This is a genomic window from Aquimarina agarivorans (assembly GCF_000218485.1).
GTDB classification, from domain to species: Bacteria; Bacteroidota; Bacteroidia; order Flavobacteriales; family Flavobacteriaceae; genus Aquimarina; species Aquimarina agarivorans.
Window position 1 is genome coordinate 42145 of sequence record NZ_AFPB01000087.1, and the last position, 16773, is coordinate 58917.

General features: G+C 32.9%; 14 protein-coding genes and 1 pseudogene. 3 read left to right on the plus strand and 12 right to left on the minus strand.

Going from position 1 to position 16773, the window contains the following annotated elements; genetic code table 11:
• The first annotated feature begins 97 nt into the window (after positions 1 to 97).
• The 3 genes from GMC_RS0104490 to GMC_RS0104505 all read left to right on the plus strand — a co-directional run bounded on the left by GMC_RS0104490 (position 98) and on the right by GMC_RS0104505 (position 5605).
• Positions 98 to 1447 carry a sigma-54-dependent transcriptional regulator gene (locus GMC_RS0104490; RefSeq protein WP_010521014.1) on the plus strand — a complete coding sequence of 450 codons (1350 nt, stop codon included), beginning with the start codon at positions 98 to 100 and terminating at the stop codon, positions 1445 to 1447.
• On the plus strand, positions 1437 to 2786 hold the full coding sequence (locus GMC_RS0104495) for a sensor histidine kinase (protein WP_010521015.1): 1350 nt from the start codon (positions 1437 to 1439) through the stop codon (positions 2784 to 2786). The genes GMC_RS0104490 and GMC_RS0104495 overlap by 11 nt, the downstream gene beginning before the upstream one ends.
• Before the next feature lie 275 nt (positions 2787 to 3061).
• Positions 3062 to 5605 carry a PQQ-dependent sugar dehydrogenase gene (locus GMC_RS0104505; protein WP_010521016.1) on the plus strand — a complete coding sequence of 848 codons (2544 nt, stop codon included), beginning with the start codon at positions 3062 to 3064 and terminating at the stop codon, positions 5603 to 5605.
• 332 nt (positions 5606 to 5937) lie between these two features.
• On the opposite strand, the gene GMC_RS0104510 is transcribed toward GMC_RS0104505, so the two are convergent.
• The 12 genes and pseudogenes from GMC_RS0104510 to GMC_RS0104570 all read right to left on the minus strand — a co-directional run bounded on the left by GMC_RS0104510 (position 5938) and on the right by GMC_RS0104570 (position 16693).
• Positions 5938 to 6336 carry a DUF6786 family protein gene (locus GMC_RS0104510; protein ID WP_029489600.1) on the minus strand — a complete coding sequence of 133 codons (399 nt, stop codon included), beginning with the start codon at positions 6334 to 6336 and terminating at the stop codon, positions 5938 to 5940.
• A 14-nt stretch (positions 6337 to 6350) separates the two neighbouring features.
• Entirely contained in the window at positions 6351 to 7127 is a 777-nt protein-coding gene (locus tag GMC_RS0104515) for a DUF6786 family protein (protein WP_029489601.1), read from the minus strand.
• Positions 7128 to 7301: 174 nt separating this feature from the next.
• Positions 7302 to 8116: pseudogene (locus tag GMC_RS19060) on the minus strand (enoyl-ACP reductase FabI).
• An 82-nt stretch (positions 8117 to 8198) separates the two neighbouring features.
• Positions 8199 to 9857 (minus strand): DNA repair protein RecN, encoded by a 1659-nt coding sequence (recN, locus tag GMC_RS0104525; RefSeq protein WP_010521018.1) that lies wholly within the window; start codon positions 9855 to 9857, stop codon positions 8199 to 8201.
• Between the two features lie 126 nt (positions 9858 to 9983).
• Complete coding sequence (gene porD, locus GMC_RS0104530; protein WP_010521019.1) at positions 9984 to 10874, minus strand: type IX secretion system protein PorD; 891 nt, start codon at positions 10872 to 10874, stop codon at positions 9984 to 9986.
• Positions 10864 to 12075 carry a bifunctional phosphopantothenoylcysteine decarboxylase/phosphopantothenate--cysteine ligase CoaBC gene (gene coaBC, locus GMC_RS0104535; RefSeq protein ID WP_010521020.1) on the minus strand — a complete coding sequence of 404 codons (1212 nt, stop codon included), beginning with the start codon at positions 12073 to 12075 and terminating at the stop codon, positions 10864 to 10866. The genes porD and coaBC overlap by 11 nt, the downstream gene beginning before the upstream one ends.
• A gap of 8 nt (positions 12076 to 12083) precedes the next feature.
• On the minus strand, positions 12084 to 12440 hold the full coding sequence (locus GMC_RS0104540; RefSeq protein WP_010521021.1) for a DNA-directed RNA polymerase subunit omega: 357 nt from the start codon (positions 12438 to 12440) through the stop codon (positions 12084 to 12086).
• Positions 12441 to 12448: 8 nt separating this feature from the next.
• Positions 12449 to 13255, minus strand: coding sequence for an outer membrane protein assembly factor BamD (locus GMC_RS0104545; protein WP_010521022.1), 807 nt, complete (start codon positions 13253 to 13255; stop codon positions 12449 to 12451).
• A 139-nt stretch (positions 13256 to 13394) separates the two neighbouring features.
• Positions 13395 to 14312, minus strand: coding sequence for an ion channel (locus GMC_RS0104555; RefSeq protein WP_010521023.1), 918 nt, complete (start codon positions 14310 to 14312; stop codon positions 13395 to 13397).
• A complete protein-coding gene (gene dapA, locus GMC_RS0104560; protein WP_010521024.1) occupies positions 14313 to 15188 on the minus strand; it encodes a 4-hydroxy-tetrahydrodipicolinate synthase in 876 nt (291 codons plus the stop codon). It abuts the gene before it with no gap.
• Positions 15185 to 15712: a DUF6913 domain-containing protein gene (locus GMC_RS0104565; RefSeq protein ID WP_010521025.1), complete on the minus strand. Its 528-nt coding sequence runs from the start codon at positions 15710 to 15712 to the stop codon at positions 15185 to 15187. Before GMC_RS0104565 ends, dapA begins: the two co-directional genes overlap by 4 nt.
• Before the next feature lie 279 nt (positions 15713 to 15991).
• Complete coding sequence (locus tag GMC_RS0104570) at positions 15992 to 16693, minus strand: hypothetical protein (RefSeq protein ID WP_010521026.1); 702 nt, start codon at positions 16691 to 16693, stop codon at positions 15992 to 15994.
• Positions 16694 to 16773 lie beyond the last annotated feature (80 nt).

Here is a 16773-nt window from a genome sequence, read left to right on the forward strand (position 1 = left end):
ATTCATTTCGCCCTCAAACAAATACTGTAAAAAAAATAGACATCAATACTGCCTTTACTTAAGTAGATTTGTAGCTTTACAAGGAATTAACACTATTATGTTACAAGGAAAAGTTTTAATTATAGATGATAGTCCTAATGTATTAAGCGCCTTAGAAATAGTACTTTCAGGCGAATACAAAACCGTAAAAACATTAGCTGATCCTAACAGAATTAGCAGTTACCCTCAACTTGATACTTTTGATTTGGTATTACTTGATATGAATTTTGCTGCCTCGGTTAAATCCGGAAATGAAGGTATTTTTTGGTTAAAAGAAATTACTAAAATAGCTCCAAAAACACAGGTTATAATGATCACCGCCTATGGTGCTATTGACCTTGCTGTTACTGCTATCAAAAACGGTGCAACTGATTTTGTACTTAAGCCTTGGAAAAATGAACAGTTGTTAGAAACCTTAAAGGCTGCTTATTTATTAAAGAAAACACAATCAAAACTACCACAACCAAATAAAACGGCACTAACTGGTAACAAACCCTTAATTATTGGCAATTCCAAAGCACTACAACAAGTAGTTCATATTGTTCAAAAAGTAGCAAAAACTGATGTAAGCGTTCTCATTACTGGCGAAAATGGTACAGGAAAAGAACTTTTTGCTAGAGAATTACACTATAACTCCAAGCGAAATAATAAAGTTTTTGTGAATGTGGATATGGGTTCAATTTCAGAAAATTTATTTGAAAGTGAATTATTTGGACATACAAAAGGAGCTTTTACTGATGCTAAAGAAGATCGTATTGGTAAATTTGAATCCGCTCATGGCGGAACTTTATTTTTGGATGAAATTGGAAACTTATCCTTGCCTATGCAGGCAAAATTATTATCAGCTATTCAAAACAGGTGTATTGTTCGCGTAGGTTCCAACAAAGAAATTCCAATTGATATTCGACTAATTTGCGCTACTAATAGTAATTTGGAACAGCGTGTGCGCGAAGGGAGTTTTAGAGAAGATTTGTTATATCGAATTAATACCATACACGTTGAAGTACCATCGTTAAGGCACCGAGACAGAGATATTATTGAGCTTGCCGAATATTATTTAGAAAAATTTACTAGAAAGTATCAAAAATCAACAATACACTTGCAGGCCAATGCAAAAAATAAACTATTGCAATATGCATGGCCTGGTAATATTCGAGAATTGAAGCATTGTATGGAGCGTGCAGTTATTTTAAATTCAGAAAATACGCTTAGTGCTGCTGATTTTAATTTTCATCAAAACAATAATTTTTCAGTGCAAAACCCTATTCGCTTGGACGAAATGGAGCTTTTAATGATTGAAAAAGCACTACATGAACACGATGGAAATTACAGCGCGGCTGCTAACCAACTAGGAATTACCAGACAAACGCTTTATAATAAATTAAAAAAAGCGCACAATGATAAGTAAAAGGTTTTACTACATTTTAGTTACAAAAGTCCTTTTAATTTGTTTGAGTGCTTTGGGTATGGGGTATTTTTTTAGTGAGAAAAACTATATTTTAACGTCCCTTTTTGGCTTATTCATATTTTTTCAGGCTAATCTATTGGTTCGCTTTTTTAATAGCAGTAATAAAAAAATTGCCTACTTTTTTAAAGCGATGCTCAACGAGGATTTTACGATAGAATTCCCTGAAACCCGAGGCATTTCTTCTGTAAAGGAACTCCACGCCAATCTAAATAAATTAAATACTAAGTTTCAAAGCACACATTTGCATAATCAAACACAAGAAAGGTATTATCAGGAACTTATTAAACAGGCCGAAATTGGTGTATTAACCATCAATACTGAGGGACACATTTTATTTGCCAACCCGCGCGCAGAAAAATTATTGAATCACAAACCATTAACTCATATAAAACAAATTCATAAAATTAGCGCGTCACTTTATGAATTGTTAAGCAACACACTAAACTTTAATCGCAAACTTATTCAAATTAATAATGAAAGAGAAAGTGTGCAATTGGCTATCAAAGCCAATACGATTCAACTCAATGGAAAACAATTAAAGCTAATTACCTTACAGGATATCAACTCCGAACTTGATACTAAAGAAACTGACTCATGGATTAAGCTAATTCGTGTCCTGACGCATGAAATGATGAACAGTATTGCTCCTATAACGTCCATTTCGGAATCACTATTAAAACAGCATCAGCAAAACAAAGTTTCTGAGGGTGAAACCAATCAAAATGATCTCAATTCAGTTGATATTATGGGAAAAGGGTTACAAATAATAAAAAATCAAGGAGATGATCTCATTCGATTTGTTCAGTCCTACCGTAATTTTTTAAACGTTCCCAATCCTGAAAAAAAACTGATTCCTGTAAAAACACTTTTTGAAAAAATTGAAATGCTTTTTGAAAATCAGCTGCAACAAACTAACGTACTTTTAACCATTGATGCTCCAAATGATCTTACCATTTTTGCAGATGAACAACAAATAACGCAAGTGCTACTCAATTTAGTCAAAAACGCTATCCATTCTGTTCAAGAAAAACAAAATCCAAAAATTGAGCTATCGGCAGGATTAAATCATGAATCAAAAAAAATACTCTCCATTACAGATAATGGTGTTGGAATTACCGATGAAGAAATGGAACGTATTTTTGTGCCATTTTATACTACTAAAATAAATGGATCTGGAGTTGGTCTAAGTATTTCCAAACAAATTATTCAGCTCCACGGTGGGCATTTAAAAGTTCAATCCTCCGTAAAAAATGGCACTGTTTTTAGTATTATTTTTTAAAAATCAGTAGTATAATAAAATCGAAAGTCTTTTAAAATAAACCACAATGGACTAAAAGCACCATAATTTCGGTTATGACTAAAAGTCATTACTTTTTAAACATCCGTTTTTTGCAATTAGCTATTAGCCTTTGACTATTAGCGGTTTCAAAAAAACAATCAATACGTGTTTTCGTACAATGAAAAAGAATAGGTTTAGCACTAAAAAAAATGTAATATTTTACACACGTAGATACTACTCACCTTGTGTTCACGTTTCTTATAAAAAACATATAAATGAAAACATTAGTACACTGTATTATTCTTTTTTGTTTTACTGGTATAATTAATCTGGTAAATGCACAAATTACTTACAAATCAGCTTTTCCAAATATATCGTTCAATTTTCCTGTAGAAATTACAAATCCTGGTGATGGCTCAGACCGATTATTTGTAGTTGAACAACCAGGAAAAATTAAAGTTTTTAATAGGAACGAGAATGTAACTTCTAGTGATGTTAGTACATTTTTAGATATAAGCTCAAGAATAAGTTTTCGTTTTGGTATTGAGCTCGGATTGTTAGGTTTGGCGTTTCATCCAAACTACAAGGATAATGGTTATTTTTATATTTACTACACTACTACCGCAAATGGTAGAAATCCCCGCATGATTGTTTCTAGATTTTCAGCTTCGCAATCCAACCCAAATATAGCCGACCCCAATAGTGAATTTGTAATATTTCAATTTGATAAAAATCAAAATAATAGTAATCATAACGGAGGTAAAATAGCATTTGGTCCCGACGGTTATTTATACATTTCTGTTGGCGATGGTGGTGGTGGAAATGACCCACAACGTAATGCTCAAAATATCAACAATGTATTTGGGAGCATTTGTCGTATTGATGTTGATGTAGATGGTAATAATGCTGTTGAAACTAATCCGGAATTTCCTAACGGACGTTATGAAATTCCTGCTGACAATCCTTTTGTAGGTAGGAATGGCTTAGACGAAATTTTTGCTTACGGAATAAGAAATACTTGGAAATTTTCTTTTGATGCTCCTACGGGTAGGTTATGGGGTGCCGATGTAGGTCAAAATGCATTTGAAGAAATAAATTTAATTAAAAATGGTAAAAATTACGGTTGGAATCGTTTTGAAGCACAAGATGTAGCAAATAATATTCCTGTTTCAGGTCCTACAGAAAACCCAATATTATTTTACAACCACAGAAACGGTGATTTTTCAGTTACTGGAGGATATGTATACCGAGGTTCAAAAATTAAAAGTACATTACCTGACATCAATTCAAAATATATTTTTGCAGACTATATAAGTGGAAGGGTTTGGTCAATGGATTTCGATAGTTCAAATAATACTGGAATCAAAACCGAACTTTTTAAAACTAACGGTGAAGCTATTTCATCATTCGGACTGGATAATAGTGGCGAACTTTACTTTTCAAGTTATGGAAATGAAGCCAAAATCTTCCAAATTATTGATGGTGTAGCCCCTGCTGTTGGCAACAATGTTGAAGGAGAAGGTAATTGGAATAATTTAGATAACGGTATTTCAAACGGTGAGGTTAACGCGATAGCTGTTGCTCCTAATGGAGATGTTTACCACGGAGGTAGCTTTAATCAGGCAGGATCAATTTCAGTCAACAATTTAGCCGTATTTAACGAAACTACAGGTTGGAGCGCTGTTGGAGCTGGAACCAATGGAACCGTTAATGCTATTGAAATTGATAGTAATGGATTAGTCTATATTGGAGGAGCTTTTACTAAAGTGGACAATATTTCTGCCAATGGAATAGCAGTTTGGAATGGTACTGAATGGCAAGCTGTAGGTATCGGAAATGAAATTGATGGCATAGTACAAGCATTAGCAATTGATAACACAAATCAAGTGTATGCCGGAGGTGTATTTGAGAATTTATCAGGAGCTCTCGCTCAAAATATTGCGAAATGGAACGGATCTGCTTGGAGTATTTTGACTGACAACACCACTAATGAAGCAGGTACTAATAATGAAATTAGAGTTTTATCGATTGATCCTGTAAACAACAATTTATATTTAGGAGGTAATTTTGATATTGCTGGTGGTATCACCGCTAATAGAATTGCTATTTGGAATGATGCCACGGAAAAGTGGAGTAATCTAGGCGAAGGAACTAGTGGTTTTGTTGAGGCTATAGTAGCTACTGAAAATGAAATTTTTGCTGGAGGTAATTTTGCTATAGCTGGCGGAAAAACAGTAAATAGACTAGCCAGCTGGAATAAAGCAAATCAAACTTGGGATACCGTAGGCAATGGCGTTGATAGTATTGTAAAAAGTTTAGTTTACAATAATGAAAATTTATTTATTGGAGGTTCTTTTACTCTGGCTTCTTTTAATGATCAAAACTTTATTGTTAACGGAATAGCGCGCTGGAATGAAACCAATGGCTGGTCTGCCTTAGGTGATACGGAAGTTGGAATTGATAATAAAGTGAATAGTATTGTAATTAATACCAATCAAACCAATTCCATTTACACGGTTGGTAATTTTACTAGATCAGGGAGGATCAATGCCAATAATACGAGTGTTTGGAGTAGCGATGACTCAAGCACTTTAAGTGTAACAGATGTATTGATTTCTTCAGAAAAAGTATATAGTTATATTAACCCAATAAATGATAAGGTAGTATTAAAAGATTCTGCTAAATGGCAAATATATGATTTAAATGGTGTCTATTTAGATAAAGGTATTGGTCAAACTATTAACTTAGAAAGCTACTCACCTGGGCTTTATTTTATAACACTTAATAATGAAACTACTATAAAAATCGTAAAACAATAAGTAGTAACTCAGTTAACTCATTACATCATTTTACTAGCCGTATTAATTATATATTAAAACTGTTAGTAAAATGATTTTTGATAATGAATACGATTTACAGATAAGAATTTCGTAAAAATAAGTTTGATTTTATATTTTCCAGTTTAATACTGTTTCCTGCATTAAACTACCCATTGTAAATCAGAACCAGTAGTAAGACAAAAGATTTAAGTATAGTTTTTTTAACTATGGTTTCATTTATTAACGCAAGAACAAAATAAATAGAAACAAGATGTATATAAAACTATTATTTGTAATCTTATCAACTCATTTTGAATGTATTTTATATAATTTTACAATGGAATAGTATTTAAATTGACCCCTAAAACTTTTTTTGAAATTTTGTTGAGATCTTCTTTTGTTCCTTTAAAATGATAAAGCGTCTGCTTGTGGTAAATACGCTCCCCTACTTTGAGTTCTTTTGCACTGGATGAAGATTCAAATTCATAAAATGGCCAGGTGTAATTTTTTTCTTTATTTACTTCTCCATTAAAAATATTAATCACATCTCCTGAATAAGGGGTAGTATTTCCTGAAATTGAATTTAAATACATAGCATCATTTTCAAAGGTAAACTTCACAATGTTTAGTAAATTATCTTCGGGAGAATAACTGCCCATTAAATCAGATGTTAAATCAGGTGCTATGCCCAGTTTACCTAATTTCAACGCATTAGCTGTAAAGTAAACCACTTTATCTTTTACAACTAGCTCTTCATTTTTAAACGCTTTTGAAAAAAATAAGAAGTTATAGCATCAGTTTCTTTTATTATAGGGATTATTACCTTATTCTTTGGCGTAGTTAGCATGCAACCAAGCTCCCAAATACTCAATAAACCATTCTCCTTATTCCATACTTCAGTACCCATATTTGATATAGTTGTTGCTGCACTAAAAGCCACATAATTGACTGTTTTAGGTAAAGTAATTTTAAGCGCTGATACTACTTGAGGCTTTGTTAAAAGCGTTATTTTTCTTTCCACGCCACAATTAAAAACGTATCCATTTGCATTTTGCACTTGAATAGTTCCTTTAGATACTAAACTATGCGTATCAATGGTGGAAAGATTAAATTTTTTACTATCCAAATCCTTAGGCGCTCTCATATTTTTAATAATCATAGCGGCACCAGGATCAAAAAAAACTGAAAATTTACCAAACTCTGGTGCTAACCAAAACCTGCTCTCTCCTCCTAAATAGGCAAAGGCATTGTTGTGTTGCCCATCATTAATAAGCTTCCAATTAATCCACCCAATACTTTTACCTTCATCCCCACTGGTAGTACTGGTAAATACACGTCCTTGGTAGCTTGGTGAAACGGCTATGCTACACGCGCCATTAGTTAGTACGGTAAGATCATCAATAGCTTTTTTAAGTTTTATTACAACTTCACCAAAAGTTTCATTTTTTACTTGCTGCGCAGCACTTGGTATGCTTAATAAAATACTAACTAATAGTAAATGAATAAAATATAAATTTCGCATTTTAGTTTAATTTTAATACCTAAATACTGGTTCTGATTTAATGTCGGAAACGCTATAAGTTATCTATTTTTTTCGAAATGATAAAATCATACATCTAAACAATAGTTTATTAAAAAAACTACCACTTACAGTTAAGCAAGTGGCAGGCAGTATATTTATGTTGCAAGTAAAAGTTTACTCTTCTACAAAATGCTCCATTACTTGTTGGCTCACTCCTACATTTGAAAATCCTCCATCATTATATAAATTTTGAAGCGTTACTCTTTTAGTTAAATCACTAAATAACGTAACAGTATAGTTAGCACAATCTAATGAGGTAGCATTGCCAAGTGGCGACATTTTATCAGCGTATGCAATAAAACCGTCAAAACCTTTTACACCCTGTCCAGCTGTAGTTGGTGTTGGTGACTGCGAAATGGTATTTACACGTACATTTTTTTCTTTCCCAAAAAAGTACCCAAAGCTACGCGCTACAGATTCCAAATAAGCTTTGTTATCCGCCATATCATTATAATCAGGAAATACACGTTGCGCTGCCATGTAAGTTAGCGCTACTATGCTTCCCCACTCACTCATGGCATCTTTTTTATACAATGTTTGCATTACTTTATGAAATGAAAGCGCTGAAACATCCCATCCTTTTTGGCTAAAAGAATAATTTAAATCAGTATAATGACGCCCCTTACGTACATTAACAGACATTCCAATAGAGTGCAAAACAAAATCAATTTTACCTCCTAAAATTTCAGTAGCCTTTTCTACTAAATTTTCCAAATCATCAGTTGATGTAGCATCAGCAGGAATTACTTGTGAGTTTGTTTTTTCAGCAAGCTCGTTAATCTTGCCCATTCGCATGGCCACAGGTGCATTTGTTAGCACAAACGACCCACCTTCTTCAAAAACACGCTCAGCTGTTTTCCATGCGATTGAATTTTCATCCAACGCACCAAAATAATTCCTCTTTTTTCTTTTAATAAGTTATACGACATGATATCTTAAGTTATAATTCTCAAATTTATGATTCAAATATAGTAAAAGCACTACACTCTTAATCTTTATATTTTTCTTGATTTATGGTAATGTCAATAATGACTTTGCATGTGCCTGAGCTGCTTCGGTCAATTGTTTTCCTCCTATCATTTCAGCAATTTCTGCGATTCTTTCATCATCAGATAATTGTTTTAATTGGGTATGCGTTACATTATTAATATCTTGCTTAAATACTTTATATTGTAATTTCCCTTTTGCAGCTATTTGAGGTAAGTGAGTAATGCTAAAAACCTGCTGCTTGTTACTCATTTCAAAAAGTAAGTTTGCCATTTTTTGTGCTACTTCTCCAGAAACGCCAGTATCTATTTCATCAAAAATTATAGTTGGTAATTTTATATGCTGCGATAGCAACATTTTTACAGCTAACATAATTCGTGATAACTCCCCGCCAGAGGCTACTTTTTTCAACGTTCCGAATTGTCCGCCTTTATTAGCAGAAAACAACAATTCAAAACTATTGCCACCAAATGAATTAAAAGCATCAACACGCTCAAGTATTGGGTTAAAAGTGGCGTTTTGCATTCCTAATTGCTCAAGAATTTCCTCTAACTTATCTGTCAATACGTTAACTACTTTTGACCTTTTACTATGGATTTTATTTGCTAAATTATTTAGCTTACCTTCAATATCCGTTATAGCAAACTGAGCTTTTTCAATTTCACCTTGAATATTTTCAGTAACTGCTACTTTTTCTTCTAATGATTTTTGCACCTCCAATAATGCTGAATTATCAACCGCATTATGTTTTTTCTGTAAGTTATACAGTAACTGTAAACGATCATTTACAGTGGCTAATTTTTGCGGATCTGCTTCTACCAATTCTGCATGCTCTTCCGTACTTGCCCGCAAATCGTCTAACTCAATGCAAACACTCTCCAGGCGCTTAAACAAATCATCATAAACTGTTGCATAACCAGCAATTTTTTGAATATTATTTTTAGCCTCAGTAAGTTGATCAAAGGCACCATGATTTTCAGCACTAATACTCCCTATTACAAAACCCAAACGCTCTTGAATTTCTTCGGTGTTACTCAATTTTTCGAGTGTCTCCTCTAACGTTTCCTGCTCATCAGATTGTATTTTTGCTTCAGCCAGTTCGGTTAATAAATGGGCGTTATAGTTGTATTCTTCTTTAAATCGTAACTCGTTTTGCTTTAGCTGATCAAGTTCCTTTTGTGCTTTTTTCAACTGCGCTAAACCTCTGGTAAATGACGCCAATTCCTTATGAGTTTTAGCTAAAGCATCTAATATATAAAATTGAAATTCAGCTTGAGTAACCTCTAATGTTTGGTGCTGACTATGAATATCTATTAACTTTTCTCCTAAATTTTGAAGCACTTTTAAAGTAACTGGAGTATCATTAATAAATGCGCGTGATTTTCCCGAAGGAAGAATTTCTCTACGGACACAAGTTTCCACTTCATAATCTAAATCTTCTGTTTTAAAAAATGAAACTAAATTGTAATCCGCTATATTAAAGTGTGCTTCAACAATACATTTCTTATCAGCATCTTTAATAACAGAAGTATCTACTCTTTTCCCGATTATTAGACCTAAAGCTCCAAGTAGTAATGATTTTCCTGCTCCAGTTTCTCCAGTAATGGTGGACAAGCCACTCGTAAAATTAACGTGTAGCGACTCAATTAAAGCAAAGTTTTGAATGGTTAAAGTTTGAAGCACTCTTTTAAATTATTTATCGCATAAAGATACTACAGTTTAACAGGTACAAAAAAACAAAAGAACCATTTTTTCGTTTCATTTTTTTGAGAAAGTATTCTGAGAAGTTATGAATTGAGTAATTGAATATTAATTTTCAATTTTTGCCCATTCTGTTTTATAAGAAGGTGCCATAAAATTTAAAAGATCGAGTGTTTTGGAAATATCAACTTTAGGTCCTCCTGAAAATAAACGAGACAATTCAATTGATTTTGCATCAAAAAAAGTACGCATTACGTATGAGTTTGAACGCTTTTTATTTACTTTTCCAAGCACATCAATGGCTTCAATAATTTTCTTTTTAGCTTGCTTAGGATTTTCGGCCATGGTGTCCAAACCTTCAAAATGGTACATATACAAAGCTTGTCTGAACTCGCTAAACGTTCCAGAAAGGATATCCTCATTCCAACGAAAACGCGATGACGTGCCTGAATCCGCTCTCCAACCTTTTTTACCTGTTGATTGTGCCACTCCAACTATTTGTTTAGCAGTTTCGTAATGATCCGAACCCCCTAATTGTTGCAGCGTATCTGCCTCAATCCCTAAAAGGGTATACAAGTAATAGGTTACTACAGCCACCAAATTCCCTTGATCCGAATTGGGATTGTAAATTAAAGGTTGAAATTCTAGGTATTCAAACGAAAAATCTTTATCGTTAAAATTAGCCAAAGTACTTTGATATCCTGAATTGTATACAGGTCTTGAGGATTGCACTTGAACAGTTGCTTCAAAAAAATTGTTATTGTAAGAAATTACATTTACAAAAAAGCTACAATCAATACGCTCCTGTGGTAAATATTCAACATCCGTCCACTTTGTTTTATTTATAAACTCCTCAAGTGCGGTCCCTAATGTGGTAAAAATAGCTAAATTAGGTTGTCCTGTTTGCTCGGCATTAATGGTTACTTTTGCATTAAACTCTTGGGCTTCAACAAGTGCTGAAACACATAAAAATAACAAACAGAAAATATTACGCATCATGTAGTTCTTGTATTTCTTTTAATATATCTTCAGCAACTTCGGCTTTTGTTTTTAAATCAAACGCTTTAGTTTCTAATTTATGATTTATAAAAGTTACTTTATTGGTTTTATTTTTAAAACCAGCGCCTTTATCATTTAATGAATTTAAAACAATCAAATCTAAATTCTTGCGCTTTAGTTTCGATGTAGCATTTTCAATTTCATTTTGAGTTTCCAATGCAAATCCTACTAAAAACTGCTTATCTTTTTGTTGCCCCATCCAATTCAAAATATCGGTAGTACGTTCTAAGGCAATAGACATTTCGCCTTCTTTCTTTTTTAGCTTTTGCTCGGACTTGTTTTTAGGTCTGTAATCCGCTACTGCAGCCGATGCAATAGCTACATCAACTGTTGCATATACTTGCTGAACGGCTTCAAACATGGAAGCTGCATCAAATACATTAATCACTTTTATAGTACTATTAGCCACTTTTAGCACTGATGGTCCTAATACAAGTGTAACCTGAGCTCCTAAATTTGCAGCTGTTTTTGCTATTTCGATACCCATACGACCTGTAGAATGATTTCCTATAAATCGAACTGGATCAATAGCTTCGTATGTAGGTCCCGCAGTAATTAAAATATGCTTTCCTTTTAAAGGTAATTTACCTAAAATATCATTTTCAATAAAAGTAACAATATCATCTGGTTCAGCCATTCTACCTTGACCTACTAATCCACTTGCTAGTTCACCCGATGTAGCAGGAATCATTACATTACCAAAACTGGTCAATTTATTGAAAGTTTCAGCTGTGGATAGATGTTTGTACATATCCAAATCCATTGCAGGAGCAAAATAAATTGGGCATTTTGCGGAAAGGTAAGTAGCAAGCAATAAATTATCACTTTTACCATAAGCCATTTTAGACAATGTATTTGCTGTTGCAGGAGCAATAACAAAATAATCAGCCCAAAGTCCTAAATCCACATGATTATTCCAAAGCTCATTTTCATCTTCTTTTTCATAAAAAGTGGAATGAACTGGATTTTTTGAAAGTGTAGAAAGTGTAAGTGGTGTTACAAAATCCTTGGCAGCAGGGGTCATAACCACTTTAACTTCTGCTCCTTTTTTTACTAAAGCACGAACAAGCATTGCTGCTTTATAAGCTGCAATACCTGCTGTAACTCCTAATAAAATTTTTTTATCTTTTAATATCGACATAGAGTAACTTAGATCGTTTCACCTGAAACTTCTTCGTCACTTTCGGCAGCTGTCGCTGTATTTCTGTGGTAGATTTTTTGATCCAACCACTCTTCAACTGCTAATGCATGAGGTTTAGGTAATTTTTCATAAAACTTAGATACCTCAATTTGTTCTTTGTTTTCAAAAACTTCTTCTAAACTATCATTATAGGTAGCAAACTCATCCAACTTATCAATTAATTCTTTTTTGATATCAGCATTAATTTGAGTTGCTCTTTTAGCAATAATTGAAATTGCCTCATAAATATTATCGGTTTGTGCATCAACTAAATTTTTATCAATTGTTGATGTACTCACTGATGCTGCACTGTGTTTAAGATCCATACGCTGTATTAATTAATAGCTTGTAGCCTTTTTGTAATATCCTCAAAAATTTTCTGAGCTTTCTTTTTTAAATCTTCATCATTACTTTGCTTTTCGTAAGCTTCGTAATATTCTTTTGCTTCCTGTAAACGTTCAGGAATCAATTCCTCATAACTATTTATTGCCAATGTATATTCAGAATCTAACCTGTAAAACAATGCCTGCTCGGCATATACCGAACCTGGATAAGCCAGTAAATAATTAGTAAATGATTTTATAGCTGCTTTGTGCAACTCTCTATGATGGTATTGCTTGGCAATACTATAATGCTTTTTCTCTAACTTGGTTTGCAATTCTTTCACATAGGCATTTGCCTCCTCTAAATATTCACTTTCAGGATAGTCATTAATAAAATTTTGAAGTTTATCAATACCATCCAGAGTTTCTTTTTGATCTAAACTGTAACGTGGTGAAAGCTCGTATAAGCTTCGTGCTGCTTTAAAAGATGCCTCCTCTGCTTTATCACTTTTAGGAAAAGCTGCTACAAAACGCTCCATTTTATAACTAGCTATATAGTAATCACGCAAATTGTAATAAGTATCTGCCTCATAAAAAAGTACACGCTCTGCTTGAGGCTTCCCCCTGTATGCTGGAGTAATTAAATCAAAAACACGCAAGGCTTTTTTGTAATTACCCTCTTTATATAATTTTTCAGCAGTATTTAATTTTGTAGCTAAATCTCCTTTTTTTAAAACATGCTGAAACTCACTACAAGATCCCAACAAAAAGGCTGCTAACAAAAATGGTACTATTTTTTTTACTTGGAATAAAAACATTTTGCAAAAGTAAGTTTTTCTGTATTATTAAAAAAGATTATTTTCAACAATACCAACGTTTCATATTGACCAGCGTTACATTTTTTACCGTTCCCGATGTTAAATTATTCATTTTAACAACTACCAACGTAAAAACTATTTACTCAGGCACTATTTCATCTATTAAATCATGATCTAAAACCAGCTTACCCTCATCATTAAAATAAAAGGCCTTTTTAAATTTGTATCCTGCTCTAATATTTTTAAATATATAGGAGTGTACCCTGTGTAATTCCTGATTAAAAGAATCATCATGGTAACTAAACAGTAATAATAATTCTGCTTGTAATTTGAGGATTTCAGCCCTAGAATACCCTTTTAATGGACTATCATCGTCAATTTGATGTACCAAAGTCCATGTTGTTGGTAAATAGGTAATGGTTTCCCTTTCTAATTTCAATTCAAAAAAATTATTTTTATAGCTTCCATCTTCCATTAATTTACTTAATGATAGCGATGCCTTAATTTTAGGCAAAACGGTCAAACTTTTTCTTCTGCTCACCAAGCGAAACATTAATGCATCAGCCCCTTTGTGCGTGCATAATAAAATAGATTTACTAAACCTAATATTTGAACGCGGTTTAGAAAAACGACCGTACAATAACCCTGTAATAAACGCAAAACAAACTAACCCCACCAGGGCTTCAAAGCTAGAAATTAAACCTGCAGCCATCCCTTGCGGAGAAAAGCGACCATAACCCACGCTTGTTATAGTTTGTACTGAAAAAAAGAATGCTCTAAAAAAATCAGTAAAAACTGATTGCCGCTGAACCCCTATATAATTGACCCCTATAATTAAGTAACTTACAGCAAAAAATAGGTTTAAAAAAATAAAACCAACAAGAAGTAAAGTAAAAAAATGAGGCCAACCAATACTTATTAAATAGGTATACGCCTCATTTACTGTTCTTTTTTTATTGATGTGCTTTACGTTAAAAGTACCATCCTGATTTATGAATCTTTTTGCTTTTTCCTTAGAAAAAGCACCTACCCCAGGATCTTCAACGCGTTCATTCATTTAAAAATCATTTACATAGCTATCAATTTTATGTTGTAATTCCTTAGTAGCTTTAACCAAAGGCAAACGCACCGTAGCACTACATACATTTTGAGCAGCTAATATAGCCTTAATACCCACTGGATTCCCTTCATCAAAGGCATATTCAGTTACAGGAATTAATTTATAATGGATATTATAAGCTGGTTTATTTTCGCCTTTTAATCCTAATCGAATCATATCCGAAAATGCCTTAGGAAAACCTTGACCAACTACCGTAATAACACCATGTCCCCCTGCCGTTACTAAAGGTAGTGCTAACATATCATCACCAGAAATAACATAGAAATCCTCAGGAGCATCTTTTAAAATTTTTAATACCTGAGTAATATCACCTGTTGCTTCTTTAACCCCTACAATATTACTATGTGCCGCCAAACGCAAAGTAGTAGCCGCTTCCATATTAACTCCTGTTCTACCAGGGACGTTGTAAATAATTACCGGTAACGAAGCCGCATTTGCAACCGCCTTGTAATGCTGATAAATTCCTTCCTGACTAGGCTTATTGTACATGGGTACCACCGACAAAATTGCCTGAAAATCATTTGCATCTACTTGAGAAGCCTCCTCAGCCACCAAGGCTGTATTGTTCCCTCCTACTCCTAAAACTAGCGGCAAACGCTTATCATTTACTTTAACAATATGATTAATTACTTCCTGTTTCTCTTGTTTGGAAAGCGTTACAGATTCACCTGTAGTTCCCAAAACTACCAGGTATTCTACTCCTCCGTTGATGCAATAGTCAACCAAATTGGTAAGTCCATCAAAATCAACTGCTCCATCTTCTTTAAATGGAGTTACTAACGCTGTTCCCGTTCCAACTAAAAAGTTATTCATATGATATTTAAAATTTTCAGGTATTTTCTTAATTCACTAATAAATAAATCAATATTATCAGCTGGTGTACCTATCACCAAATCATTAATTCTGTGATCCACGTCAGCAAATCCGACTTTAAATTTTGCTTTTGAAGAGGCTGCAACCAAATTTAAGTTTGGAATATCTGTTCCGTAAAAATTTATTAATACATCAAAAGGTTCTTCAACAAAATTACTCAAAGCATTACTTTTAAAACCTCCTGCATATCCAATTGCTTTTTCATCAAAATAAGTAGCGCCACCTGTTGAACTTTCAGTACTTCCAGATTTTGATGTTTCTCTAAGTCCCATAATTTTCAATTGATCCGATCTCACTCCCAATTTATCCGCTAATTTTACTACCGACAAAATATCAAAATCTTTACGGGCATCAATTAAAACGGCTAATTTTTTTAATTTAATTGCACCTGAATATGCCGACCTTTTTTGAATTTTAGAATCGATTATTTTACCAACAGATTTATTTTTAAAGCCTTTAAACATGGTTTACTAAAAATGGATTGCAAATGTAGCTATTTTGAAGATTAACTTTGCTATTATTAACCGTAATGTTAAAAGATAGTAAGTATATTTTATAATAAAAAAAATTTAGTTCTTTTAAAGAAGTACTCAACAGCGTTTTCAATATTAAATTTTCTATTTAAAATGGTTCCTTTTCGATTGATCCATTACACCAAGGCTAGGCAACGCTTATGTTATCTTGATTGGTTGCTGTTGTATTATTACACCGTTATACCATATTACTCAAACCTTAACAATTATTTAAAGAAAGTATTTTTTATCACTTAAAACAATTTCGTCTTCAGGAGATATTAAAAATTTGAGCACAAAATAATGTCTTGCTACCTGTATTAAAAAACCGAAACATTTAAAATATATTGAGTTAAAATAAAAAGCTTCCATTGGCAGTACAAATTGCGCAATAACAAACGATACTATAGCAGGCAACAACCAAAAATTTCTTGTTGTACGTTTGTGTACATAAATTAACCCCATATAACTAATTAGGATTAAGAATGAAAAAATAGAAAAAAATACAACGTAAGCTTTATCACCATAACCTGCTTTAACCATGTTAAAACCCGAAAACATCAAATAAAGCACCAAAACAGCTGTAATAATACCTGGAATATAAAGTTTTATTATTGACCAAAATTTTATACTACGTACATTTCTTTTGACTACAAAAAATAGTAACCAATAATAGATAGAAAATGCTGTGGAAATTTCTAATTTAAAATTCTCCATTCCTAAAACCACTAAAGATTCACCTAAAGCTGCAAAAATTAAGGCTAAATAAAATAATTTATATCTAAATTCTTTATATAAATAGTATACATATCCAATGGAAATTATGCCAATTACTCTACTAATGACAGCAGAACATAGGATTTCTTTCCAAGCAAACAAACAACCTAAAATGGCTGAAACTACAAGAACAACATAGGCTGTTTTTTCTCTCAAAATGAAATTAAATTAATTAGGGGATTACTAATTAAAGAACTTATTTATGTATATCCGCTTAGTGTCCATTTGTTGTAATG

Coding starts and splice junctions, on each gene's coding strand:
- GMC_RS0104490 (WP_010521014.1), top strand. CDS start 98: ATGTTACAAGGAAAAGTTTTAATTATAGATGATAGTCCTAATGTATTA.
- GMC_RS0104495 (WP_010521015.1), top strand. CDS start 1,437: ATGATAAGTAAAAGGTTTTACTACATTTTAGTTACAAAAGTCCTTTTA.
- GMC_RS0104505 (WP_010521016.1), top strand. CDS start 3,062: ATGAAAACATTAGTACACTGTATTATTCTTTTTTGTTTTACTGGTATA.
- GMC_RS0104515 (WP_029489601.1), bottom strand. CDS start 7,127: ATGCGAAATTTATATTTTATTCATTTACTATTAGTTAGTATTTTATTA.
- porD (WP_010521019.1), bottom strand. CDS start 10,874: ATGATGCGTAATATTTTCTGTTTGTTATTTTTATGTGTTTCAGCACTT.
- coaBC (WP_010521020.1), bottom strand. CDS start 12,075: ATGTCGATATTAAAAGATAAAAAAATTTTATTAGGAGTTACAGCAGGT.
- GMC_RS0104540 (WP_010521021.1), bottom strand. CDS start 12,440: ATGGATCTTAAACACAGTGCAGCATCAGTGAGTACATCAACAATTGAT.
- GMC_RS0104545 (WP_010521022.1), bottom strand. CDS start 13,255: ATGTTTTTATTCCAAGTAAAAAAAATAGTACCATTTTTGTTAGCAGCC.
- GMC_RS0104555 (WP_010521023.1), bottom strand. CDS start 14,312: ATGAATGAACGCGTTGAAGATCCTGGGGTAGGTGCTTTTTCTAAGGAA.
- dapA (WP_010521024.1), bottom strand. CDS start 15,188: ATGAATAACTTTTTAGTTGGAACGGGAACAGCGTTAGTAACTCCATTT.
- GMC_RS0104565 (WP_010521025.1), bottom strand. CDS start 15,712: ATGTTTAAAGGCTTTAAAAATAAATCTGTTGGTAAAATAATCGATTCT.